The organism is Gardnerella sp. KA00255 (assembly GCF_049244095.1).
GTDB classification, from domain to species: domain Bacteria; phylum Actinomycetota; class Actinomycetes; order Actinomycetales; family Bifidobacteriaceae; genus Bifidobacterium; species Bifidobacterium vaginale_F.
Genome location: NZ_CP058374.1, coordinates 1,046,657 through 1,069,588, shown reverse-complemented (window position 1 = coordinate 1,069,588; position 22,932 = coordinate 1,046,657). Strand labels below are relative to the sequence as shown.

Below are 22,932 nucleotides of genomic sequence, written 5' to 3'. Positions count from 1 at the left end.
ACTAAATGAGCATAGGCATATGCATGATTTAGTAAAAATTTGATTGATTATTTTATTTTATGCGCATAATGTGTATAATCTTTTTATGAGATACAAAGAGATTGAAAAACGTCTTAAGAAGGACGGCTGGATACTTTTTGCACAGCGTGGAAGCCATTGTCAATTCGTACATAAAACTAAAACGGGTAAAGTCACAGTACCTAAACATCCAGGTGATATTAACCCGTCGGTTGTTAAGTCAATCTGGCGCCAGGCAGGAATTAGTGAGACAAAGGTGAAATGATGAAATTAGCGTATCCTGTTATTCTTACTCCATATGAAGATAATAGCGGAGGTTTTGTTGCAGAAGTTCCTGATTTGCCAGGGTGTGTAACTGGCGGTAGTAATCTTGCAGAGGCTCTGATTATGGCAGAAGACGCAGCAAGTGGATGGGTTCTTACAGAACTTGAAAGCGGAAAGCCTGCACCAAAAGCTAGTGATATTAGTGATATTGTTGTAGAAAATCCTAATTCAAAGTTATCTATGGTTGCGCTTGATATGGATTCTTATGCTGCAAAATACGGTTCTCAGTCAGTTCGTAAAAATGTTACTCTTCCAGCTTGGCTTGATACTTGGGCACAAAAAGCAGGCATCAGCTACAGTGGGACTTTGCGCGATGCTCTAGAATCTTTATATGCTAAAGGCGCTGTAAATAAAGCCTAGTCATATTATCTGATTTGATGCAATATTGCGCAATGAATTAATGCAAAAGCCTGCTTAAATTGCAAAGTGTTGCAAATCAGCAGGCTATTTTGTAGTTTTTGATTCTAGTTTCTATATTCTGGTTTTCGTTTGATTTAGCTAATGAGTATTAGTCAATCAAGCCATACAAGCGATCGCCAGCGTCGCCAAGGCCTGGAACGATATAAGCTTTGTCGTTTAAACGCTCATCAACAGCGCAAACAACAACCTTAAAGTCAATAGAAGGATCAATTTCCTTCTCCAGGCGCTTCAAACCTTCCGGAGCGGCCAAAATATTAATAGCTGTAACATCTTTAGCTCCACGCTCAGCCAAGTAATGAGTAGCAGCAACTAAAGTGCCACCGGTGGCAAGCATTGGGTCAAGAAGGAAGCACTGACGACCAGTCAAATCTTCTGGCAAACGATTGGCATAAGTTACTATGTCGAGCGTCTGCTCGTCACGCTTCATGCCAAGGAATCCAACCTCAGCGGTTGGAAGAAGACGAGTCATGCCGTCAAGCATACCGAGGCCAGCGCGCAAAACCGGCACAACCATTGGGCGTGGGCGGTTTAAATGCTTGCCAGTCATCTTGCAAATAGGAGTTTCAATCTCGCGATCGCTAACTTCCAAATTGCGGGTTGCTTCGTATGCTTCGAGGGTTACCAATTCGGAAACCAACTCGCGGAAAATGTTAGAAGGTGTATTCTTATCTCGCAAAACGGTGAGCTTGTGGTCCACCAGCGGATGATGTAAAACATGAAGATCCATACCTTCTAGGTTAATGCAAGCATGGCATGTAAAGCTATCGGCGTGCCGTGAGATTTATAACAAAATATAAACAAAATAACAGTTAAAAGGCAGTATTGGCCTCTAATCTCAAATATAAAACGCTGACTTGCGAAAGCGCCTGTCGGCGCAAACGCCGCTCGTAGCGGCAAAAAATGGAGCCCGGGGCTTAAACACAAGCCAGCGTCAACCTCGAGTATACATGTTTTTAATTTTCAGCGCGCCGCATAATTAGAATCCAATTCAAATCACAATCAGAATCCAATTCGAATCCGATTCAAATTGCCAATAATTTACTCAAGTTTCCCTAATCGCCATAATCCTGCGCAATTACGGAAAGTGTATGAAAGTGAATTAAGATTTGCAGAAGTGTGCAAAATATGTGCAATTTTTTCTGTATTAATCGAATTAGAATTTTGCTTATCCAACTTTTTCGCGTAAACGTGCATTCCGCGCGAAATGATAGAAGTAAAAGCTGAAGCGCGATAAAGTGCTACAGCAAAATCACCTGTAAAAGCGCCGGAAAGAATAGAATCTGCAAGTCGCGCAATATCATCTCCCGTAGGAGCTTCATCAATTCCTGTAATAGCTGATGCGCTCGTGGCTTCAGGTTCGCCAAGACGCCAATATTCTGCGTAAATTTCACGATTCTTACGCAAAGAGATGCGCAGTAAATAAAGTCTCCAAAGTATTCCAGGAAGAGATTCAGCTTCTGCATGATTCCACAGATCTGCAATAACTTCAATGCCCTCATTTTCAACTAAATTCAGCACGCGCTCAACGATTTCTGGCGACTGCGTTTTATGTACGCGGTTAAGTAGAACGGCCGCGGAAGTGTGGCTAATCTCATTGACAATCTGCGGATCTGTACCACCTTCTATTTGTGCGAGCATGGCTGGATCCATTTGCGCAGGTCTGCTTGGACGATTTGAACCGTTTGGGCTTGGCATAAAAGCAGATCTGCTTGAATGAATAGAACTTGATTGCGAATTTAAACTAGTAGACACTTGGAAGAACCTTTTCAATATCAATAATGCGAGCGCCTTTAGGAGTATTAATTATATGCAAAACTATTGCGCTTCCGGTAGGCATGTATGGAGATTTTTGGCTGAGTATGCGCTTGTGTGCTCTAGGTTTTGTTATTCCCCGCAAATAATCGAAGAAAGTGCCGATAACCGGTCTGTGCAGGCATATGACAGTTGAGTTTGTATTGTTTGTAACGCTTGCATTTTGTGCATTACGCTCAAGATTTTGTATTTCGTTCACAAGAACAGACAATGTGGATTTTGGTTTTTTCTCGTGATGATCTTCGGTAAGTTCCGCAGCCTGTTTTATAGAAAGCGAAGAATCGTTTGCAAAAGCGTCGAGAGTTTCTAAGCAACGCTTCCAAGGAGACGATATGATTTTATCCGGCGCGTAGCAGGCCAGTTCGCGGCCTAGAGCGTATGAAGCGGCAGCGCCCAGAGGTGTTATTGGTCGAGTCGCTTCGCTTCCTTGCCAAGTTTTTCTAGACTCAGCTTTTCCGTGACGCACTAAAAGCAGCGTGCTATATTCTGATTGACCTTCGTGGAGCTTCTCTAAGAAAGCGTCTAGCACTTCGCGGTCACTATCGTGCGTGAGCTTTTTTCGCGCTTGTGAAGGAGTAAGCCATGACACATTTCCGATTTCAGTGGGTTTAGCAGGCTTAATTGGTCCGAAAGCGGGAAGACGTTTTGCTGCGGACTGATTGTCTATTAAGCGCATCATCCAGTAGTGGATTCGCTTTATTACTTCCGGTTGGCCATTGCGGTTCTGGCTGCTATTTGACGCGTTGTTTTTGGAGGATTTTTTGCCTTCGTGATCAAGCGGATACTCTATTTTAGCGATATGTGGGCCAAGCGTGACCGAATATCCTGTTTCTTCTCCAACCTCGCGAACTGCAGTGTGACGATGCGATTCGTTTAGCTCGTTTTTGCCTTTTGGCCAGCTCCAATCGTCATATTTAGGACGGTAAACAAGGCAAAGCTCAAAGTCGTCATCGCTAGGCTTTATTGCACTGATTGGCTTAGTTGCACGATTTGACTTGCTTGCATTGCTGCCTGTTTTTGTATCTTCACCTGCGTTTGAGCTGTTTGTAATATTGCGCTTGCGATAAATAATCCCGCCAGCTGCTTCAACGTATTGCGTCGTTACTGCACTCATATTCACTATTTTAGCGGTTTTCTTTCGCAACTTTTAGTCGTGACCTGTATTTATTACAATTCGCTTATTTGCTTATTTAGTTAGAGCCAATTTAGTTGCTGGTTTTCGCATATTTGCGCTGCTTACTTTTATCACAGTCATTACAGTGATAAAAGCGCTGTGACTGTCATTTTTCTCGTTCGTGACAGTGATTTTCTTATATATGACTGTCATTTTTTCGATTTTGACAGTCATTTACTATATTTTGACTGTAATCTTACGTATTTTGACCGAGATGTGTTGACTTATGACAGTCACTTTGACTTCCGTGACTGTGATAATTCGCTCCATAGACGTCATGACTCATCAATATTGCGCCATCATATCACCCACATCTAGAGCATTACTGTTAATAACAGTAATGAAGACATATGTAGTTATATCATTGATTCACAATTTTTCTGACAAATCTATTCCTGATACACGCTTGCATTCATTTAATATTGTTTCTACTATTTCTGGAACATCTGTCCAAGGAGCGTAGTTTGACTTTTGAGTTACTGAAGGGTGATTTTTGCGCTTTTCTATCTGTTCGGTTTGCATATGCTGCTTTGCGTTTTTAAAAGCATTCTTATAGTTTCCAGTTAATTTTTCTAATTGAATATGCTTATTTTTATTCCCAGTAGTGTTGTGAAGTAGCCCAAGTTCTCTTGCTTCTTTTTGGCAATCTCGCGTTTCTGTGCAAGAAAGAGGACAGCTTTTTACGTGGTCAATAAGCCATACTTCGAAGCAAGGGTTGGAAATTACTAATTTTACCTTCCCACAAGTTGAATCCGACCTAGATTGAGCTTGTCGAATTTTTTCTCCAAATTCATCAACGTCTGTTACAACCCATACCAGTGTAAACGGATCGTAGTTTTCTTTTTTTGCTTCTTTGCAGTCTAATCTCTCAAGTTTAACAGCATAATTCGTTAAAGTGAGTGGATCTACGCCCTCTTTTTCTATGTTAATTGATTTATAAATATCCCATGATGTAGCACAATGTTTACTTACTTCTGATTTTATATAACTAAAATACTCAAACTCTGTAACTATACCGCCGCAAACAATAAGGAATCTTTTATTCCGTTTCGACTGTTTCTTCGAACGGCCGTGTGATGGAACATGAACCATAGCCCGCTCCTCATGAATACTAGTGTCTTATATTGTTTGAATACCGGTAGTGCTTTAGCTTCTGTTAGTATTTGTAAGTATTTCCGCAAAAACATCATGTAGCGAAGGTTGTGGCGCTGAAGCATATATGTTGTGTTGGTAGTTTTTACCAAAGTTTACATTGCGGTTTTCCCATTCCGTAAGTGGATGTAGCGAAGATTCGCCTAATGTGTTTTTCTCTATAAACCAAATTTGATCTCTGTCGAGAATAGTTTTGTCGGTTCCAGAATTACTAATAAGACTTAAATCGTGAGTAGTAAAAATTAATTGCGATTGGTTAGGATTCGTTTCTGGATTACTGTAAAGCTTGAGTATTTCAGAAACAAGCTGCATACTCAGACTTGTGTCAATTTCATCGATTAGAAGTACTGAATGTTTTGATAATGCATCTATAACGAAAGCAAATAACACCAATGCTGTTTTAGTTCCTAAAGATTCAAAACCTTCAGGAAGCTGGCAATCTTTTTGACCAGAATGTGTAAACATTAAACGTGAAACACTGAATTTTTGCATTTTTTCAGTGTTTTCAGAAGTGTTATCTGTAAGTTTATTGTTATCTCCGTCAAGTTCGTTGAGAAGATTTGCGAGTCTCGTTAGTTTTTCTGATTGCTTAGCATCTAGCTGTTCGGATTGTACAGTTACACCTTTTAATCCTAAATCTGCATATTTTAGCAACTTGCTAATGTTGGATGCAAAATTTGGATTTTCTTGTAAAACTGTTATCAGATTATTGGAATACTCATCAAAGTTAACTGTTCTGCATTGCTGTGTAGAAGTTATTTCTTCGTATGCAGCTTGCAATGCTTGCACTCCTGATGCTGCAGCTGCAGATAAAAATAATGCGTTGTCTCTTGTAATTTTTTCTACAGTCTTCCCTATGGTTTTTAGGTTCGAGCCAAATCGCATTGTCTTGCCATGCTCTCGTTCAAACAGCACAGTTTTTCTGTTTGTTGTAGATCGGAAAAGCCATAGTACCTCTTCAATAATGTAATCATTATTGAAAGTGAACCAATATTTATATCTGTTGTTATCTTTTGCAATGAATTCTATAAAGAATGTTGACGGTTCCTTTTCAGACTCTCTGTTCAAAAGAAAAGGAAGTGCATTTATTTTTGAATTTGAGTTACCGCTTTTGAAGCTTCCTTCCACGAAATTTTTTAGAAATGCTATGCATTTTAACAGATTTGTTTTCCCTGAAGCATTTCCTCCGTAAATGGCTGCAAGAGTTGATACATCTGGATGTGCCCACGAACTGTTTTTTGCGTGAATAGTTCTTTGCATGCTGAATTTTTGCAATTGACGAAAACTTAGTGCATTTTCTACGCTAAAATTAAGCAACATAGTTGCCTCCAGTGTCCAGTTTGCTGTTTGTTTACAAGTAGCATCAAAATTTTTCTGATTATTATCTACTATCTACAGCGATATATCTTATATAAGAATATCGTAAAATATCATATTTGCAATCTATAAACAGTTTTTTGCATAAAATCTACATAAAAGTAGTTGAAAATTTAAATAATAAGATTATTGTTCTCGCGCGTGTAATTGACTTGTACTAAAACATTGGTAACGCTATATTCCCAAACTACCCAAAACTGGCAAATGGTGTTATAGAAGATTTCGGCTATTGCGGGAACGCTTGAGATTTAGCAGATTATAAAGGGTTAATAAACACAACAAGAGCCAGAAACATGTTACCGAATCTGGCTCTTGCTTATTGTTTATTAGTTACTTGCGATTAGTTCGCGCCACGAGGCTTACGCGTGTGAGTATGAATCAGGTAAGCCTGACTGTCGACTAGCGGACGACCTTCCTTGTCACGAGAATGCAGCGTGTACGTGCCATCGCCATCCATCCACCACGAGACCGTAGAATCAGCCATTTGCAAATCAATATACTGAATCAAAGCTTCAACTTGATCCGGTGCGCTTATGCGAACAAGTGTTTCAACGCGGCGATCAAGATTGCGGTGCATTAAATCAGCCGAACCAATCCACACTTCTGGACCACTGGCAGGGCCGTCGCCAATTTGCGGTCCGCAAGAATTAGCGAACGCGTAAATGCGGCTGTGTTCAAGGAATCTGCCAAGTACTGAACGAACGCGAATATTGTCGCTCAATCCCTCAATGCCAGGTTTCAGTGAGCAAATTCCGCGCTCAACAATATCAATCTTCACTCCAGCTTGAGATGCGCGATACAATGCGTCAATAGTCTGTTCATCAACAACAGAATTAACCTTAATCTTAATCCAAGCTTCCTTACCGGCAAGAGCTGCAGCTTCCTCACGGCGAATGCGAGCAATAATGCCAGTTCGAACTGTGCGAGGAGCTACGAGCAAACGGTGGAAGCTTGACTTTGGAGCGTAACCAGAAAGCTGATTAAATAGGCGAGTCAAATCCTGGCCGACTACAGGATCGCAAGTAAGCAATCCCAAATCTGTGTAAAGGCGAGCAGTCTTAGGATTGTAATTACCAGTGCCAACGTGGCAGTAGCGGCGTAATCCTTCGGCTTCCTGACGAACCACAAGAGAAAGCTTGCAGTGAGTCTTTAAACCGACAATGCCGTACACAACGTGAACGCCGGCGCGCTCAAGCTTACGAGCCCAAGCAATATTTGCGTCCTCATCAAATCGCGCCTTAATCTCAACAAGCGCAAGTACCTGCTTGCCAGCGTGGGCTGCGTCAACAAGAGCGTCAATAATTGGCGAATTGCTAGACGTGCGATACAAAGTTTGCTTAATTGCAAGCACTTTTGGATCTGCAGCTGCTTGAGCGAGGAATGCCTGTACAGAAGTAGAGAACGAATCGTAAGGATGATGCAGCAAAATATCATGTTCACGAATCGAAGCGAAAATATCCTGCGCGTGGCTAGTTTCAACTTCTGCAATCTGACGGTTAGTAGTAGGAATAAACGGACGATACTTCAAATCTGGGCGATCAAGCGCCTGCAATTCAAACAGTACCGTCATGTCAAGCGGCGAAGGCAAGCGATAGACTTCCTCAGGGCTTACTCGCAACTGATTAGCAAGAAGCTGCGAAAGGAATGGGCTAGCTTCGTCGGAAATTTCCAAACGAATTGGCGGTCCGAAACGACGACGAAGAAGCTCCTTCTCCATGGCGTTCAGCAGGTTCTCTGCATCGTCTTCCTCAACGTCAATATCCTCGTTACGCGTAACGCGGAATGAGCGAGCTTCCTTAATAATCATGCCTGGGAAAAGCGATTCCAAGTGAGCTGCAATCAGCTTTTCCATAGTGATGAAGCCGTAACGCTCTTCGCGGCCTTCTTCATCTGTTAAATCGTCAACTGGTACAAGACGATTCAAGTTATCTGGAATTTTTACGCGAGCAAAATGCGATTTTCCAGAATTTGGATTTTCTACGATAACCGCCAAGTTAATAGACTTGCCTGAAATATATGGGAACGGGTGTGCTGGATCTACTGCAAGAGGAGTAAGGACTGGGAATACTTGCTTTTTATAGTAATCTGAAAGTCTTTCCTGCTCTGACTTTGTCAACTTATCCCAGCTGAGCATAACTATGCGCTGTTTTGCAAGCTCCGGCAGAATGTGCTCAATAACATAGTGAGCGTGCTCGTCTTGGCGACGATGCGTAACTTCGCTTATAGCTCGCAATTGCTGACGAGGACTTAATCCGCTTGCTGCAGTTACCGCTATACCGGAATCAATTCGGCGCTTTAAACCTGCGACTCGAACCATAAAGAATTCGTCGAGGTTTGAGGCAAAAATAGCCGCAAAGTTAGCGCGTTCAAGAAGTGGTAAGTCAGTATTTTGCGCTAGCTCAAGCACACGACGATTAAACTTCAACCAGCTTAGTTCGCGGTCGAAGAAACGATCTTTTGGCAACGGTAGCTCACCCTCACGAGCTTCACGTTTTTCTGCCTTTTCGTCTTCGGCGATATGCTCTGCAATTTGACCACGCAGAATCGCCTTTGAGGGAGCGTCAAAAATCTGTACCATAATCCGTAATTGTATGCGTTAGAAGGGATGTATGTGAATGAGTGTCGCCTTTAAGTAAGCGAATAAAGCACACATTTGACTCGTGCAACACGCCGGTATTTATGTGATGTGAACGTAAGTGAACAAGAGTGCTATTTTATATGAACAAAATGCTTCAATAAAAGTGTTTTTATGAATGAAAGTTAACAGTTGCGACAATAATCTAACAAATTGAATTTTATTGGTTTTTGTTCTTGCCAAAGCAAGTTATTTTAAGCATAATAATAAGTACAAGAACAAATAAAAAGAGCGGTAGACCCACAAAGGTGTATGGATAAAATATCCGTGAACGTTGAACGGAACATGAGACTTTAACCGTTGCAACGATGTTGTTGTGAAGATGAGACCGCTGATATTGTTTTTGTGAATGAGAGGCTCGCCGAAATGGCGGGCCTCTTTTGATGTGAGGGCGATTTTGCTGCTCGTGCAGACTGTCGCGCGCATAAGGGAAACTATCAAAGAATAATTGTTGGAATTCATTTTCTTAGCTTCTTTGAAAATGAGGATGTATTGTGTTCCATGCTGTGCTAATTGCAATTGCGAGTTGCTAATTTATTGACGCGTGATTACGTGTGCGGAGTTTGAAACAGGTAAGAAGGATCGAAGGACCATGCAATATTCGTTTATGACGAAGTTGGCTGCAGAATTTATTGGCACTGCTATTCTTATGATTTTTGGAAACGGTGCTGTTGCAAATGTTGAATTAAAAAATACTAAAGGACACCATGCTGGTTGGTTAAATATTGCCATGGGATACGGTTTTGGCGTGATGTTCCCAGTGCTAATGTTCGGAGGAATTTCCGAAGCGCATATCAATCCTGCTATGACGATTGCGCAAGCTGCAAATGGAATGTTTGAGTGGCAAAACGTTGCGCCTTATATTGTAGCTCAGCTTTTGGGTGCGTTGGTTGGACAGCTTATTGTGTACGTAACGTATTTGCCGCACTACAACGAAACTGAGGAGCCTGGAGCTATTCTTGGCACTTTCTGCACTACGGACGCTTATAACAACAAGCTTAATTACTTCCTTAACGAATTCTTCGGCACGCTTGTGCTTGTTTTGGCAGCTCTTTGTTGCCTTAAGTCTCCATGGGGTGAGAAGAATTTGGCCGGTGCTTCAATCGTTGTTGGCTTCGTTGTTTGGGGTTTGGTGACTTCTATGGGCGGCCCAACTGGTCCTGCTTTGAATCCTGCGCGTGATCTTATGCCGCGTTTGCTTCACGCAATTTTGCCAATTCCACACAAGGGATCTTCTCGCTGGGGTGAAGCGTGGATCCCAGTTGTTGCTCCTACTGCTGGTGCAATCTTGGGCGTGCTTATGTACAAGTCGTTATTTGCATAAGGTTTTTACGTAAGGTTTTTGCGTAAAATAATTGCACGAAATAATAGAATAATTGCGGTTGTAAGAAGCGCGTAATGCTAGTATGAATGCGTTACGCGCTTTTGTTTTGCTTTTTTACTTATTAAGAAAGACGAAATCATGTTTTCTAAGTCAACTATTGCAATTGGTCGTTTTGCGCCGACTCCTTCCGGGCGTATGCATATTGGCAATATGGTAGCAATGTTGGCTGCTTGGCTTTCTGCAAAATCGCAGGGTGGCCACATGCTTTTGCGTTTGGAAGATCTTGATATTGCTCGCATGCCGAAGGATGCTAGCGCGCGAGTTATTGACGACTTGCATTGGGCTGGGCTTGATTGGGTCGGTGAGCCAACTTATCAGCATGAGCGCACTGCAATCTACCAGGAAGCTCTTGAATCGCTAGAATCTTTGCAAGATGCTGACGGAAATTCGTTAATCTACCCTTGTTTTTGCTCGCGTTCCGATATTCGCGCAATTGCAGCTCCGCAAGAAGGCGACGGTTTTATACGCTACCCGGGTACGTGCAGAAATCTTCGCAAAAACGCGCAAGGTTTGGCGCAAATCGAAAAGCGTTTGCAAAATAATCAGCAACATTCTTTGCGACTTGCGGTACCGCCTGCTGATTCACCGCAAGCGAATGTGAGTTTTGAAGACGCGATTTTTGGGGAGCAATCTTTTAATATTGATCGCGATTTGGGGGATATGGTGATTCGCCGAGCGGATGGCGTTTTTTCTTACCAGCTTGCGGTTGTTGTTGACGATGTGCTTTCGGGAGTAAATGATATTGTGCGCGGACGCGATTTGCTGCGTTCGGCGGCGCTTCAAATTTGGATTGGTGAGCTGCTTGAAAAGTCGGGATTTTTTGCGGCTTATGGTGTGCATTACGTGCGTCCGCAATTTGCGCACTTGCCGCTAATTGATAACGCACAAGGCGAGAGGCTTGCCAAAAGTAAGCATTCACTAGACGTTGGTGCGCTTCGTGAATCTGGCTGGAGTGCAGAGCACATGATTGGCTATTGCATGTATCTTTTGGGATACAAAAAGCCTGGTCAAAATCAGCCTGTAGATATGAGTGCTGCCGATGCGCTTGCGTTGTTTGAAAGCGACGAAACGCCGTGGGATTCTGTTCGTGCAAACCTAGCCGACAAATCCGTGCCCTTCCTCGACTAAACTATGTATTTAGAATGATAGATTGGGGGCAATAAATGGCATATATGACGCAAAAAGATTTAGCGAATACTGAGGTCGATTGTGTTCGTGCGCGTCAAATTGCCGACGGCGTACACAGCGTGCAAGATGCCATTGCTCAAGTCGAATCGCATTATGGTCGCAAAGCTGGATCTGTTACACTACTTGCTGCAACTAAAACGCGAGATGTTGGCGAAATTATGGCAGCGCTTAAAGCTGGAGTGCGAGTAATTGGGGAAAATCGACCGCAAGAAATCGTTGCAAAAGCCGAAATTTTACGTGCGGAAGCTGCTAGAGAAGGTTTAAGCGTTGGTGTAAACGGCGAAATTCCGCTCTACTTAATTGGTCAGCTGCAAAGCAATAAAATAAACAAAGTTTTACCACTTGCAAATGGTATTCAGTCGGTTGACGGAATTGATCTTGCGCAAAAAATATCTGCTCGCGCGCAAAATTTGGGACTTTGCACAGACGTTATGTTGGAAGTGAACGTTTCGGGAGAAGCTACAAAATCCGGATGCGCTCCAGAACGTGCGATTGACGAAGCGCTCGCTATATCTAGCTTGCCGGCGCTTAATTTGCGCGGATTTATGACGCTTGGAGCGCGAGTGGATGATGAAAAAATAGTAAGAAGCGGTTTTGCAAAGTTGAGAGAAATTAGAGATTGTGTGAGTGAACAACTCGCGCAAGATCATGATGAAAACTCTGCAAAATTAGAGCTTTCGATGGGAATGTCCGGCGATTTTGCGTGGGCGATTGCCGAAGGTTCAACAATGGTCCGAATCGGTTCGGCAATCTTTGGCCCGCGCGCATTTGTGTAGTATTAAGTTTTGTCTAGCTTCTGATTCTTATTTTTTACTTTTATTGCTGTTACGCGTGCATAATCACATTACGCAGAGACCCAATGCCATCTACGTGTACAATCGCTTCATCTCCAGCGCGTAAAGTTCCGGCTGGGTACGGAGTTCCTGTCAAAATCACATCTCCTGGAAGAAGTGTTGAGAAGCTTGAAATCGCTGCAATTTGCTCTGGAATACTGTGAATAAGTCGAGCTGTAGTACCGTCAGCTTCCGGAACATTTTCGCCATTAAGCGTAAATGAAATATGTGCATCGCGCCAATTTAGCTCTGTGGTAATCCATGGGCCTAGTGGGCAAGAAGTGTCAAATCCTTTTGCGCGAGTCCACATTGGGTCACTTCCTGCGCAATCACGCAAAGTTACGTCATTTACGCAAGTAAAGCCAAGAACGTAGTTCATTGCGGTATCTGCAGACACATTTTTGGCGATTTTGCCCATGACGACAGCCACTTCTGGCTCGAAATTCATGTCGTTTGAGAAAGCAGGAATAACAATCGGATCGTCTGGACCGACTACAGAAGTACTTGGCTTTGTAAAAATAACCATATCTGCAGCAGTATGCGAAGTTGCCGCAGGAGAAGCGTCGCGCTCTTCAGCAGAACGCGCATCGTAGTTTTTTGCCAATCCGTAGACTTTTGAAGGAATTACTGGTGCAAGCAGGCGCACGCCATCTGCGTCTAGCTCGTAGCGCTTGCCGGTTGGCTTAACTCCTTGAGGGCTTAATGGGTGGCCTTCCAGCGCTACTAAATAATCCTTGCCGTCTGTTTCGTCTTTTTGAACAAACGCGTATTGAGGAACTTCATTATAGGAAAAACGTGCAATTCTCATATTTTTAAGATTACGACATATTTGATACTTATTAATTTCTTGACTTTTATTTGAGACTTTAAATCTTTTAGATTTGATTTGGTAATTAACAAGTTCACGGCAGATAAGTTGCAAGCGGAAGGTGCATAAGGAAACGCCACAGATATCTTGAAAACAAAACTTGAGTGTAGTAGACTCAAGTTTTAGAAATTGACAGAATGTGATTTGAGTGCAATTGCAAAAAATTGCATAAGAATCACCTAAATCCGCTAGATAAGCGGTGCAAATAGGGGGTAGATATGGAACAAAAGTTTACAACCTTAGCGCAAGACGCATTAAGTGATGCTGTAGAAAGTGCAGCGGCAGCTGGCAATGCGCAAGTTGATACGTTACATTTGGCAGATGCATTACTTCGTCAAGAGCAGGGCGTGGTACGCGCGCTTATTGCGCAAACGGGGGCAGATGCGCAACAAATCGGTGCTGAAATTCGTAACGCATTAGTGGCATTGCCTTCATCTACTGGCTCTACTACGACTAAGCCAGATGCAAGTCGTCAGCTTTTGGCTGCGCTAAGCCAGGCAGAAAAAGAAATGCGCGCAATGGGAGACGAATACGTTTCCACTGAACATATGCTTGTTGGCATGGTTGCGAGTGCGCCGAATGCTGTTGCGGATATTTTCAAAAAGTACAATGTTAGCGCGAAGTCTCTGCGTGAAGCCGTACCAAAAGTACGCGGAGGCGCGAAAGTGACAAGTCCGGACGCGGAAGGCAACTACAAAGCTCTCGAAAAGTATTCTGTTGATATGACTGCGCGCGCTCGCGAAGGAAAGCTTGACCCTGTAATTGGTCGCGATCAGGAGATTCGTCGTGTAATTCAGATTCTTTCTCGCCGCACGAAGAACAATCCTGTGCTAATTGGCGAGCCGGGCGTTGGCAAAACGGCAGTTGTAGAAGGATTGGCTCAGCGAATCGTTGCAGGAGATGTGCCTACGACTTTGCAAAACAAGCGTCTTATCAGTCTCGATTTGGCTTCGATGGTTGCAGGTTCGAAGTATCGCGGCGAGTTCGAGGAACGCTTAAAGGCAGTGTTGAAGGAAATTCAACAATCAGACGGTCAAATTATTACGTTTATTGACGAAATTCACACTGTTGTTGGCGCTGGATCTGCAGAAGGTTCAATGGATGCTGGCAATATGCTTAAGCCAATGCTTGCGCGCGGTGAGCTGCGCTTGGTCGGCGCAACTACGCTTAACGAGTATCGCGAGCATATTGAAAAGGATTCGGCGCTTGAACGCAGATTCCAGCAAGTGTTTGTTGGCGAGCCATCTGTTGAAGATACGGTGACGATTTTGCGCGGACTTAAGCAACGTTACGAAGCACATCACAAGGTGACTATTAGTGACGATGCAATCGTAGCTGCAGCAACGCTTTCAAACCGCTATATTACCGGTCGTCAGCTTCCAGATAAGGCGATTGATTTGGTGGATGAAGCGGCAGCTCACTTGCGTATGGAGCTTGATTCTCAGCCAGAAGAGATCGATGAATTGCAGCGCAAAGTTACGCGTCTTGAAATGGAAGAAATGCAATTAAAGAAAGCGGAAGATGCTGCTGCTAAAGAACGCTTAGAAAAGTTGCAAGAAGAATTAGCAAACTCGCGCGAAAAGCTTACTGGATTGAAAGCACGTTGGGATGCGGAAAAGGCTGGTCACAACAAGGTTGGTGATTTGCGAGCGCAACTCGATGCTAAGCGCGTAGAAGCCGACAAATTCACGCGTGAAGGCAATTTGGAGCAAGCAAGCCGTATTTTGTATGGCGAAATCCCAAGCATTCAAAAAGCTTTGGAAGAAGCGGAGTCCGAGGCTGCTAACGCTAAGAGTGAAGCGAAAGAGCCGATGGTTCCAGACCAGGTTGATGCTGATTCTATTGCAGGAGTTGTTAGCGAATGGACTGGCATTCCTGTTGGTCGCTTGATGCAAGGCGAAAATGAGAAACTGCTAAACATGGAAAAGGAGCTTTCTAAGCGCGTTGTTGGCCAAAGCGAAGCAATTCAGGCTATAGCGGATGCTGTGCGCAGAAGCCGTGCTGGAATTGCAGACCCGAATCGCCCGACTGGTTCGTTCCTATTCTTGGGTCCTACTGGCGTTGGTAAGACGGAGCTTGCTAAGGCTCTTGCCGACTTCTTGTTTGACGACGAGCGTGCAATGGTTCGCATTGATATGAGCGAGTACATGGAAAAGGCTTCCGTTTCGCGTCTAATCGGTGCTGCTCCTGGTTACATTGGCTACGAGGAAGGCGGTCAGCTTACTGAAGCTGTGCGTAGGCGTCCGTATTCTGTAGTGCTTTTTGACGAAGTTGAGAAGGCGCATCCAGAAGTATTCGACGTTTTGTTGCAGGTTTTGGATGATGGTCGTTTGACTGACGGCCAGGGTAGAACGGTTGATTTTACGAATACGATTTTGATTATGACATCAAACTTGGGTTCGCAATTCCTTGTGCAAGAGGGCTTGGACGATGCTGCTAAACGCAAGGCTGTTATGAATGCTGTTCATGCTGAGTTTAAGCCAGAGTTCATTAACCGTTTGGATGAGCTTGTTATGTTCCATCCGTTGAGCCGCGAAGAGCTTGGTGGAATTGTGGATATTCAAGTTCGTCAAGTGGCTGCACGCTTGAGTGACCGCCGCATTATCTTGGATGTGAGTGACTCTGCTCGCGCTTGTCTTGCGGAGCATGGCTACGATCCAGTTTATGGTGCTCGTCCGTTGCGCAGATTGGTTCAAACAGAAATTGGCGACCAGCTTGCGCGATTGCTGCTTTCTGGAAAGGTGCATGATGGCGCTCGCGTAGTTGCGGATTGTGAGAATACTAGCGACCATGTGACCCTAAAGATTGCGTAGTGCCTGCATTCTTTAATGTAGTCAAATAAAACAAAGCGTGCTGTTTATTGGATTATTCCCCAGTAGACAGCGCGCTATTTTTTTATCTAAATAAAAAATATTTGTAGAATTAACTTGTAATAAAAAGGTGGATTTCCCCCTTAATTTTTCGAGTTATTGCTGATAGCATTTCATTATTGATAGTATTATCGCTTCATTGTAGAATTAACTTGTAATAAAAAGGTGGATTTCCCCCTTAATTTTTCAAGTAAGGCAATCTTATGATCATTAAAAGAGATTTCTATCTGAAGAAAATTATCGATAAAAAAGAAAATGGGAGAATAAAGATTATTACAGGAATAAGAAGATGTGGAAAATCTTATCTTTTATTCAACTTATATCGTGATTATTTATTATCGCAAGGCGTTAAGGAAGAGCAGATTATATCTATCGCTCTTGATGAAATAGACAATTTGGAATATAGAAATCCATTTCGCTTGAACGAATTTATTAAGGAAAAAACGAGCAATAAAGATCAAATGTATTATGTCTTTATTGACGAAATTCAATTATCAGTTGCTGTAAGCAATCCCTATGTTAGCAATGAAGAGAAAAATATTACATTTGTTGACGCACTGCTAGGGCTTATGAAAAACAGCAATTTGGATATTTATGTAACTGGCAGCAATTCTAAAATGCTTTCTTCGGATGTGCTTACGCAATTCAGAGATAGAGGCGATGATATACATGTTAACCCACTATCGTTTGAGGAAGTTTATGACTTGTATGACGATAAAAGATCTGCTTTTGAACATTATCTAATATATGGTGGTATGCCGTATGTTTACAGTTTGAAAACAGACGAAGAAAAAAATAAATATTTGAAAGACTTATTCAAAGAAACATATATTAAAGATATTCTTGAAAGGAATAATGTACAAAACGAGCAGGAGATACTGGAATTATTATTAGATTTTATATCTTCTAGTATCGGTTCTCTTACAAATCCAACCAAACTTTCAAATAGATTTTTATCGGAAAAACAAATAAAAATATCCTCCAGCACAATTTCAAGATATCTAAGTTACTTTGAAGATGCGTATCTTATATATCGTGCCAATCGGTACGACGTTAAAGGATCACGATATTTCTCAACACCGCTTAAATATTATTTTGCAGATGTTGGTCTTAGAAATGCTAGGCTAAATTTCCGACAGGTAGAAGAATCTCATCTTATGGAAAATGTTATCTATAATGACCTACTTCGTAGAGGTTTCAACATAGATGTAGGCGTAGTTGAATGCGACTTAAAGCATAATGGGAACAGGGTGAAGACTCAGCTTGAGGTTGATTTTGTTGTAAATAAAGGGTATCAGAGATACTACATTCAATCAGCGCTCAATGTTGATACTCAAGAAAAGCTGGAGCAAGAAACAGCGTCGCTTAAAAAAATCGATGATTCATTCAAAAAGATTGTAGTTGTTAAGAATCATATTATTCCCCGATACGACGATAATGGAATTTTCTACGTTGGTATAGAGGACTTTTTGATGGATGGAACAATTATCGGTAAATAAAAGCGGTAGTCAAATAAAACAAAGCGTGCTGTTTATTGGATTTTCCAGTAGACAGCGCGCTATTTTGTTGCATAATGCTTATTTTTCTATGCAATAATGCGCGTGTTTAATTATGTGTTAAAAGTCAACTCAATAGTGTTTAATAGAACGTATGTTCGATAATATTGTGATGTTTGTTTTAATGGTGGTTGCTGTTGTAATAACCGCCATTGTTGTGCTGGCTATTGTTAAGCACAACTCTGGAACGCAAGGCGCTAATGGCGTAAACCAGCGCGAATTTAACGAATTGCGCTCGCAGTATGAACAAGCGCGCGCTCAAGCTCAAGAAAATGGCAATCAAGCCATACGGTATCGCACGCAAGCAGAGCAGCTTGCTGAGCGATTAAAGTTTGTTGAAGCAGAACTTGCTAAGGCGCAGCAGGCAGAGCAATTGCGAGTGAATCGCGAAGAACAATTGCGAGCAGAGCGAGAAGAACGCGAACGGTTAAATCGTGAGAAAACTTTGAAAGAGCAAGGTAAAGTTTTGGAAGCGCTTGCTCCAGTAAAAGACAATCTCGAAGCATTGAAGAATAAAGTTTCGCAGATTGAAGAAGGGCGTAAGCAAGAAATGGGTGTGCTGAGCACTCAGCTTAAAGGCTTAAGTGAGCAGCAAACAAGGCTTGACCGCGAAACAAGTTCGCTTTCTGCAGCATTGCGAAATAATAAGGTTCGCGGAGCTTGGGGTGAGGCTCAACTAAAGAATATTGTGGAATCTGCGGGTTTGCTTGAGCATGTTGATTTTGATACGCAGGTTGTTGTAACGGGAGTAAATGGCGAACAGCAGAGGCCAGATATGGTTGTGCATCTGCCAGGAGGCAAAACAATTCCAGTTGATGCAAAAGTTCCGTATGCGGATTATCAGCGTGCTTGCGAAATCCCAGATAATGCAAGTGACGAAGAATTAGCTAGAAGGAGCGAGCTTCTAAAAGCGCATGCTAAGGCTTTGCGAGAGCACGTTAGAGTATTGGGAGCTAAAGCGTATTGGCAGGCTTTTGAAACAGCACCAGATTTTGTAGTTGCATTTATTCCAAACGAAGCGTTGCTTCAGGCGGCTCTTGAAGCGGATCCAACGCTTATGGATGATGCTTTTGCGCAAAAAGTAGCACTCACTTCGCCAGTTACTTTGTGGGCTGTGCTTAAGTCTGTTGCGTACGCATGGCAGCAGCAAAGTCTTACAGATGATGCAAAAGAACTTTTCGATTTATCTCGAGAATTGTACGATCGCTTTGCAGTTCTTGGAGAAAATGCTTCAAAACTTGGCGTATCTTTGGCAAGAACAGTTGCAGCTTACAATAAGTTTGCTTCTTCGCTTGAGTCGCGAGTGTTGGTAACAGCGCGTAAACTTCAGAAGTTAGACCAAAGTAAAGTTATTGCTTCAATAGATCTTATAGATTCTGATAAAGCTGATGTTAAAGAGCTGAGCGCTCCGGAAGTATCAGTAGAAGATCGTTAAGCATAAAAACATCAAAGCATCAAAAATTGAAGAACTCTAAACGCTAAGGAGTGTAATAATGACGGAATTACAAGAGGAACGCGCGGAACTTAAGCGCATGCTTTGTGCGGATATGAGTGCGAAACCATTTAGTGAACTGTTTTCTGTTACATTTGTTCAGCGCGGCTCTAAGCTGGTTGGTGATGTTCTTTTTGATGCAATTGAGAAAGCTGGGTATTCGTTAGAACGCGATGTTGACGCTATTGGTGCGTTAACTGCTGCTGCAGTGCCTATGGTTTTTGCGCTTATTCATGCTGCAGAACGTAAAGGAATTGCACTCGACGGCTTCGTTATGGATTTTGTTTTTCCTGCAACAAAAGGTCCGTCAGTTAAAGGCAAGCGAGTATTGTTACTTGACTCTTGGCTTTCTGAAAAATCGTATGTTCAAACTTCTTCGCTTGTGACTTTACGACACGGCAATGAATTAAGTCTTGATTTTGGCATTGTTAATCAGCAAGGCGCGCAAATTCTTGCTATAGTTGCATTAATTGGTGGTGTTGACGCCGACGAACAAGGCACAAGGCATCTTCAATTAGTAAATCCAATAAGTGAGGAGAGTACTAAAATGGCATTTGTTCAAGCTTTCGATGAAGAAGAATTACGTGCAGATGCAGATCACGACGATTGCTGCAATGACAACTGCTGTGGTGGTCATTGCGAGGTTAAATGCACGGGTGATTGTGCTCATGATGGTTGCACTGAGCCTTGCTGTGAAGACAATTGCTGCGGTGGCCATTGCAAAGTAGAGTGCACGGGTGATTGCGCTAACGATGGTTGCACTGAGCCATGTTGCGAGGATAACTGCTGTGGTGGTCACTGCAAGTCAGGTTGCACAGGTGACTGCGCAACTGACGGCTGCCAAGACTAGCTGCAATTACTAGCTGCCAATACTAAGTAAAAGTATTAAACGGAGCAAAACTCACACATGCACGAACCGAATCCAATTACTTTGGCTGCAAAAGCTTCCGATGAGCCAGAATTCCGACCTATAGGAGTTGGCTCGTGGGAAGAAGAGCATCCAGGTGAGCCTCGTCCAGATAATCCAGAATCGCCAAATTATGATGCGCGGTTTAGCGCTGAATTACTAGACGAAGGTGACCAGCGCAACGTCCTAGACCGCTACCGATACTGGAAAGTAGAAGCTATAAAAGCGGATCTCGATTCTAAAGGACGCCACGAGTTTGAAGTAGCTGTAGAAAATTGGACTCACGATTTCAACATAGGCTCTATGGTTCGCACCGCAAACGCATTTACTGCGAAAAAAGTGTATATTGTAGGGCCTCATAAATGGAATCGTAAAGGCTCGTTAATGACTGAGCTTTACCAATACGTTGAGTGCTGCCCAACTATTGAAACTCTAGTAACTAATTGGCGCGAAAATATAGCACGAGAAACAGAAGAAGCGCATCAACTTTTGCTTAAAGCGCAAGCAGAAGGCAATAAAGAAGCCGAAAAAATCGCAAATATTAAGGAACAAGACGCTAAAAACGCTCGCGTTATAGCGCTCGATATTATTCCAGGCGCAGTTGCTATGGAAAACTACAAGTTCCCTAAACGTTGCCTTATGCTTTTTGGTGCAGAAGGGCCGGGGCTTTCTAAAAAAGCGCTAGAAATGGCGGATGACGTTGTTTATATTTCGCAATTCGGCTCTGTTCGCTCACTAAATGCAGGAGCTGCTGCGGCTGTTTCCATGCACGCGTGGATTGCGCAACATGCAGCACCAAATTGCTGATACAAGCTACAAACAAGCAAATATAAACAAACAATCGCAAACAAACGATTGCATTACAAAACGTAGTAGTTTGTACTCATAAACACTTACATAAAATGTGTATTTTTTTTTAATAGTGATAATATTGTAATATGTTAGAATTCAAACATATTACAAAACGTTTTGGCGCAAAAACAGCGCTTGAAGACGTTTCTTTTGTCGCCGAAGACGGCAAAGTTACAGGCTTCTTAGGGCCTAATGGTGCTGGCAAATCTACCTCTATGCGTTGTGCGCTTGAGCTTATTCATCCTGATAACGGTATTGTTTTGGTTGACGGCAAGTCATATAAGCAGATCTCGTCTCCAATGACAGAAGTTGGAGCAGTACTTGATGCAAAGTCCGCTCATAGAGGTCGTACGGCTTACAATCACTTATACGCATTGGCTTTAACTCACGGAATATCAAAGAAACGTGTAGATGAAGTCATTGATATTACTGGTTTAACTAGCGTAAAAAAACGTAAGGCAGGCTCCTTCTCGCTTGGTATGAGCCAGCGTCTTTCTATTGCTGCAGCTCTTTTAGCAGATCCACACAATCTCATACTTGACGAGCCGATTAATGGTTTGGATCCAGAAGGCGTTAAGTGGGTTCGTGAATTATGCAGATATTACGCAAGCCAAGGTCGTGCAATACTTCTTAGCTCTCACCTAATGAGCGAGGTTGCTCTTACTGCAGATAACCTTGTGATTATTGCGCATGGCGAAATTTTGGAGCGTACAACAGTTAAAGATTTTGTTGATGCACATTCGCAGCACGCTGTGAGACTTGTGACACCTGAAGGCGAAAAACTAAAGCAAGTGCTTACACAAAATCATCCTGAATGCAGGATTTTGCCAGATAATCGCACTCCTCAAGATGCTCAAGGAGGCGAGCTTCTTAGAATAACAGGATGCGAGCTCAATCAGCTTGCTCGAGAAATTGCAGATAATCAGATTTTGGTATATCAGCTAAATCAAGAGCATGCGTCGCTTGAGGAAGCATATTTGGCTCTTACACACGGCCAAGAGCAGTACGTAACAAAAGCATTGCCAAATACTACTTCTGTGACTGGATCGCAATATGTATATGGAGGGAGCAGGAAATGAGTGGGCAAATTAATCAATCTGTTAATCAATCTGTTAATCCAGCAGCAAGCAGCTCTTATAAAACCGGAAGAAGCATGAACGCTCAGCACTTACGCCTTACATTTATGCACACGCTTAAATCTGAAATTGTTAAGCTGCGTGGACTTGCCTCAACATGGTGGTGCATGGCATTAACAATTGTTTTGCCAGTAATTTTTAGTTTTATTATCGCGCTTGTGCAGAAAGCAATGTCTAAAGCTGACATTAAGAATGGAGCAAGTCAAGGTAGATCAAGTGCTGCGATTACTGTTGGACCGAGCGGTAAAAGTGACCTTATTGCATCTCAAGAAAGCATTTTCCGCTTAGTTATTAGTTTTGCTTCTATATCTTTGATTGTTTTGGCGATTTTTGCAGTGCTTGCTATAACCGCGGAACATTCTACGACTTCAATTCAGGCTTCTCTTACGGCTGTACCTAAAAGGGGTGTGCTCTTTACGGCTAAGTTTATTGCTGTTGCAATCTACGTTTTTGTAGCCCAACTTATTGCAATGACAGTTTCGTTAGCTGCTGCAGAATTAGCTTTTGTAGGAGATAATGTTTCTGGATTATCTGGAAGCAACGTGTGGAAATTGCCTCTTATTCTGCTTCTTGGATCTCCTGCAATCATGGTTGTTGTGGCAGCAATGGCGTACGGTTTCGGCATGATTTGCAAGTCAACTGCTGGCGGAATTATGTGCGTTATTGGAGCCGTGATGATTTTGCCTACAGTTGTTAGCGTTATTATGATTGCGAGCAATTTCGCGAAGTGGACTTCAATACTTATGCAGATTTTGCCAGCCAATGCTGTGAGTCAATTCTTAGGAAGTTCTGCTAATTCGGGCCCACAACTTCCGCCAGACGCAGTTGTTTTCACATGGTGGCAATCAGGCTTAGTGGTTCTTGCTTGGGCCGTGATTATGTATGTAATCGGCCACTTAATTGAAAGTCATCGCGATATTTAAAAACAATTTAA

The 22,932-nt window shown here is 42.7% G+C and carries 19 protein-coding genes; 12 read left to right on the top strand and 7 right to left on the bottom strand.

Annotated elements, in window-relative coordinates:
• The first annotated feature begins 85 nt into the window (after positions 1-85).
• Positions 86-283 (top strand): type II toxin-antitoxin system HicA family toxin, encoded by a 198-nt coding sequence (locus HXT51_RS04360; RefSeq protein ID WP_032841657.1) that lies wholly within the window; start codon positions 86-88, stop codon positions 281-283.
• Positions 283-702, top strand: coding sequence for a type II toxin-antitoxin system HicB family antitoxin (locus HXT51_RS04355; RefSeq protein ID WP_103084417.1), 420 nt, complete (start codon positions 283-285; stop codon positions 700-702). Before HXT51_RS04360 ends, HXT51_RS04355 begins: the two co-directional genes overlap by 1 nt.
• A 148-nt stretch (positions 703-850) precedes the next feature.
• On the opposite strand, the gene upp is transcribed toward HXT51_RS04355, so the two are convergent.
• From upp to HXT51_RS04325, 6 genes are all read right to left on the bottom strand, one after another.
• Positions 851-1,489, bottom strand: a complete 639-nt coding sequence (gene upp, locus HXT51_RS04350) for a uracil phosphoribosyltransferase (protein ID WP_103084418.1) — start codon at positions 1,487-1,489, stop codon at positions 851-853.
• Between the two features lie 311 nt (positions 1,490-1,800).
• Entirely contained in the window at positions 1,801-2,457 is a 657-nt protein-coding gene (locus HXT51_RS04345) for a thymidine phosphorylase (RefSeq protein ID WP_103084602.1), read from the bottom strand.
• Positions 2,458-2,503: 46 nt separating this feature from the next.
• The gene (locus tag HXT51_RS04340; protein WP_421776253.1) at positions 2,504-3,688 is read right to left on the bottom strand and encodes an NUDIX hydrolase; all 1,185 of its coding nucleotides are present in this window, start codon (positions 3,686-3,688) and stop codon (positions 2,504-2,506) included.
• A gap of 429 nt (positions 3,689-4,117) precedes the next feature.
• A complete protein-coding gene (locus HXT51_RS04335; protein ID WP_421776252.1) occupies positions 4,118-4,840 on the bottom strand; it encodes an RloB family protein in 723 nt (240 codons plus the stop codon).
• A 54-nt stretch (positions 4,841-4,894) separates the two neighbouring features.
• Positions 4,895-6,220: an AAA family ATPase gene (locus HXT51_RS04330; RefSeq protein ID WP_421776251.1), complete on the bottom strand. Its 1,326-nt coding sequence runs from the start codon at positions 6,218-6,220 to the stop codon at positions 4,895-4,897.
• Between the two features lie 397 nt (positions 6,221-6,617).
• A complete protein-coding gene (locus tag HXT51_RS04325; protein WP_103084421.1) occupies positions 6,618-8,855 on the bottom strand; it encodes an RNA degradosome polyphosphate kinase in 2,238 nt (745 codons plus the stop codon).
• A gap of 649 nt (positions 8,856-9,504) precedes the next feature.
• Between HXT51_RS04325 and HXT51_RS04320 the strand changes: the two genes are divergently transcribed.
• The 3 genes from HXT51_RS04320 to HXT51_RS04310 all read left to right on the top strand — a co-directional run bounded on the left by HXT51_RS04320 (position 9,505) and on the right by HXT51_RS04310 (position 12,260).
• Positions 9,505-10,236, top strand: coding sequence for an MIP/aquaporin family protein (locus HXT51_RS04320; RefSeq protein WP_103084423.1), 732 nt, complete (start codon positions 9,505-9,507; stop codon positions 10,234-10,236).
• A gap of 138 nt (positions 10,237-10,374) precedes the next feature.
• On the top strand, positions 10,375-11,424 hold the full coding sequence (locus tag HXT51_RS04315) for a glutamyl-Q tRNA(Asp) synthetase (RefSeq protein ID WP_421776250.1): 1,050 nt from the start codon (positions 10,375-10,377) through the stop codon (positions 11,422-11,424).
• Between the two features lie 35 nt (positions 11,425-11,459).
• Positions 11,460-12,260, top strand: coding sequence for a YggS family pyridoxal phosphate-dependent enzyme (locus tag HXT51_RS04310; RefSeq protein ID WP_415692395.1), 801 nt, complete (start codon positions 11,460-11,462; stop codon positions 12,258-12,260).
• A 49-nt stretch (positions 12,261-12,309) separates the two neighbouring features.
• On the opposite strand, the gene HXT51_RS04305 is transcribed toward HXT51_RS04310, so the two are convergent.
• Complete coding sequence (locus tag HXT51_RS04305; protein ID WP_421776249.1) at positions 12,310-13,125, bottom strand: fumarylacetoacetate hydrolase family protein; 816 nt, start codon at positions 13,123-13,125, stop codon at positions 12,310-12,312.
• 278 nt (positions 13,126-13,403) lie between these two features.
• On the opposite strand from HXT51_RS04305, the gene clpB reads away from it, so the two are divergent.
• From clpB to HXT51_RS04270, 7 genes are all read left to right on the top strand, one after another.
• Positions 13,404-15,998 (top strand): ATP-dependent chaperone ClpB, encoded by a 2,595-nt coding sequence (gene clpB, locus HXT51_RS04300; RefSeq protein ID WP_103084427.1) that lies wholly within the window; start codon positions 13,404-13,406, stop codon positions 15,996-15,998.
• Between the two features lie 260 nt (positions 15,999-16,258).
• Complete coding sequence (locus HXT51_RS04295; protein ID WP_421776248.1) at positions 16,259-17,554, top strand: ATP-binding protein; 1,296 nt, start codon at positions 16,259-16,261, stop codon at positions 17,552-17,554.
• A 151-nt stretch (positions 17,555-17,705) separates the two neighbouring features.
• Positions 17,706-19,046, top strand: coding sequence for a DNA recombination protein RmuC (gene rmuC / locus HXT51_RS04290; protein ID WP_004105862.1), 1,341 nt, complete (start codon positions 17,706-17,708; stop codon positions 19,044-19,046).
• 58 nt (positions 19,047-19,104) lie between these two features.
• Entirely contained in the window at positions 19,105-19,953 is an 849-nt protein-coding gene (locus HXT51_RS04285; protein ID WP_103084431.1) for a hypothetical protein, read from the top strand.
• 57 nt (positions 19,954-20,010) lie between these two features.
• The gene (locus tag HXT51_RS04280; RefSeq protein ID WP_103084432.1) at positions 20,011-20,817 is read left to right on the top strand and encodes a TrmH family RNA methyltransferase; all 807 of its coding nucleotides are present in this window, start codon (positions 20,011-20,013) and stop codon (positions 20,815-20,817) included.
• Between the two features lie 131 nt (positions 20,818-20,948).
• Entirely contained in the window at positions 20,949-21,941 is a 993-nt protein-coding gene (locus HXT51_RS04275) for an ATP-binding cassette domain-containing protein (RefSeq protein ID WP_103084433.1), read from the top strand.
• Positions 21,938-22,921 carry an ABC transporter permease subunit gene (locus tag HXT51_RS04270; RefSeq protein WP_103084434.1) on the top strand — a complete coding sequence of 328 codons (984 nt, stop codon included), beginning with the start codon at positions 21,938-21,940 and terminating at the stop codon, positions 22,919-22,921. Before HXT51_RS04275 ends, HXT51_RS04270 begins: the two co-directional genes overlap by 4 nt.
• The last annotated feature ends 11 nt before the right edge of the window (positions 22,922-22,932 follow it).

Excerpts from the sequence above, each read along its gene's own strand:
- HXT51_RS04360 (WP_032841657.1), top strand. The coding sequence starts at position 86 with ATGAGATACAAAGAGATTGAAAAACGTCTTAAGAAGGACGGCTGGATA.
- HXT51_RS04355 (WP_103084417.1), top strand. The coding sequence starts at position 283 with ATGAAATTAGCGTATCCTGTTATTCTTACTCCATATGAAGATAATAGC.
- upp (WP_103084418.1), bottom strand. The coding sequence starts at position 1,489 with ATGGATCTTCATGTTTTACATCATCCGCTGGTGGACCACAAGCTCACC.
- HXT51_RS04345 (WP_103084602.1), bottom strand. The coding sequence starts at position 2,457 with ATGCCAAGCCCAAACGGTTCAAATCGTCCAAGCAGACCTGCGCAAATG.
- HXT51_RS04340 (WP_421776253.1), bottom strand. The coding sequence starts at position 3,688 with ATGAGTGCAGTAACGACGCAATACGTTGAAGCAGCTGGCGGGATTATT.
- HXT51_RS04335 (WP_421776252.1), bottom strand. The coding sequence starts at position 4,840 with ATGGTTCATGTTCCATCACACGGCCGTTCGAAGAAACAGTCGAAACGG.
- HXT51_RS04330 (WP_421776251.1), bottom strand. The coding sequence starts at position 6,220 with ATGTTGCTTAATTTTAGCGTAGAAAATGCACTAAGTTTTCGTCAATTG.
- HXT51_RS04325 (WP_103084421.1), bottom strand. The coding sequence starts at position 8,855 with ATGGTACAGATTTTTGACGCTCCCTCAAAGGCGATTCTGCGTGGTCAA.
- HXT51_RS04320 (WP_103084423.1), top strand. The coding sequence starts at position 9,505 with ATGCAATATTCGTTTATGACGAAGTTGGCTGCAGAATTTATTGGCACT.
- HXT51_RS04315 (WP_421776250.1), top strand. The coding sequence starts at position 10,375 with ATGTTTTCTAAGTCAACTATTGCAATTGGTCGTTTTGCGCCGACTCCT.
- HXT51_RS04310 (WP_415692395.1), top strand. The coding sequence starts at position 11,460 with ATGGCATATATGACGCAAAAAGATTTAGCGAATACTGAGGTCGATTGT.
- HXT51_RS04305 (WP_421776249.1), bottom strand. The coding sequence starts at position 13,125 with ATGAGAATTGCACGTTTTTCCTATAATGAAGTTCCTCAATACGCGTTT.
- clpB (WP_103084427.1), top strand. The coding sequence starts at position 13,404 with ATGGAACAAAAGTTTACAACCTTAGCGCAAGACGCATTAAGTGATGCT.
- HXT51_RS04295 (WP_421776248.1), top strand. The coding sequence starts at position 16,259 with ATGATCATTAAAAGAGATTTCTATCTGAAGAAAATTATCGATAAAAAA.
- rmuC (WP_004105862.1), top strand. The coding sequence starts at position 17,706 with ATGTTCGATAATATTGTGATGTTTGTTTTAATGGTGGTTGCTGTTGTA.
- HXT51_RS04285 (WP_103084431.1), top strand. The coding sequence starts at position 19,105 with ATGACGGAATTACAAGAGGAACGCGCGGAACTTAAGCGCATGCTTTGT.
- HXT51_RS04280 (WP_103084432.1), top strand. The coding sequence starts at position 20,011 with ATGCACGAACCGAATCCAATTACTTTGGCTGCAAAAGCTTCCGATGAG.
- HXT51_RS04275 (WP_103084433.1), top strand. The coding sequence starts at position 20,949 with ATGTTAGAATTCAAACATATTACAAAACGTTTTGGCGCAAAAACAGCG.
- HXT51_RS04270 (WP_103084434.1), top strand. The coding sequence starts at position 21,938 with ATGAGTGGGCAAATTAATCAATCTGTTAATCAATCTGTTAATCCAGCA.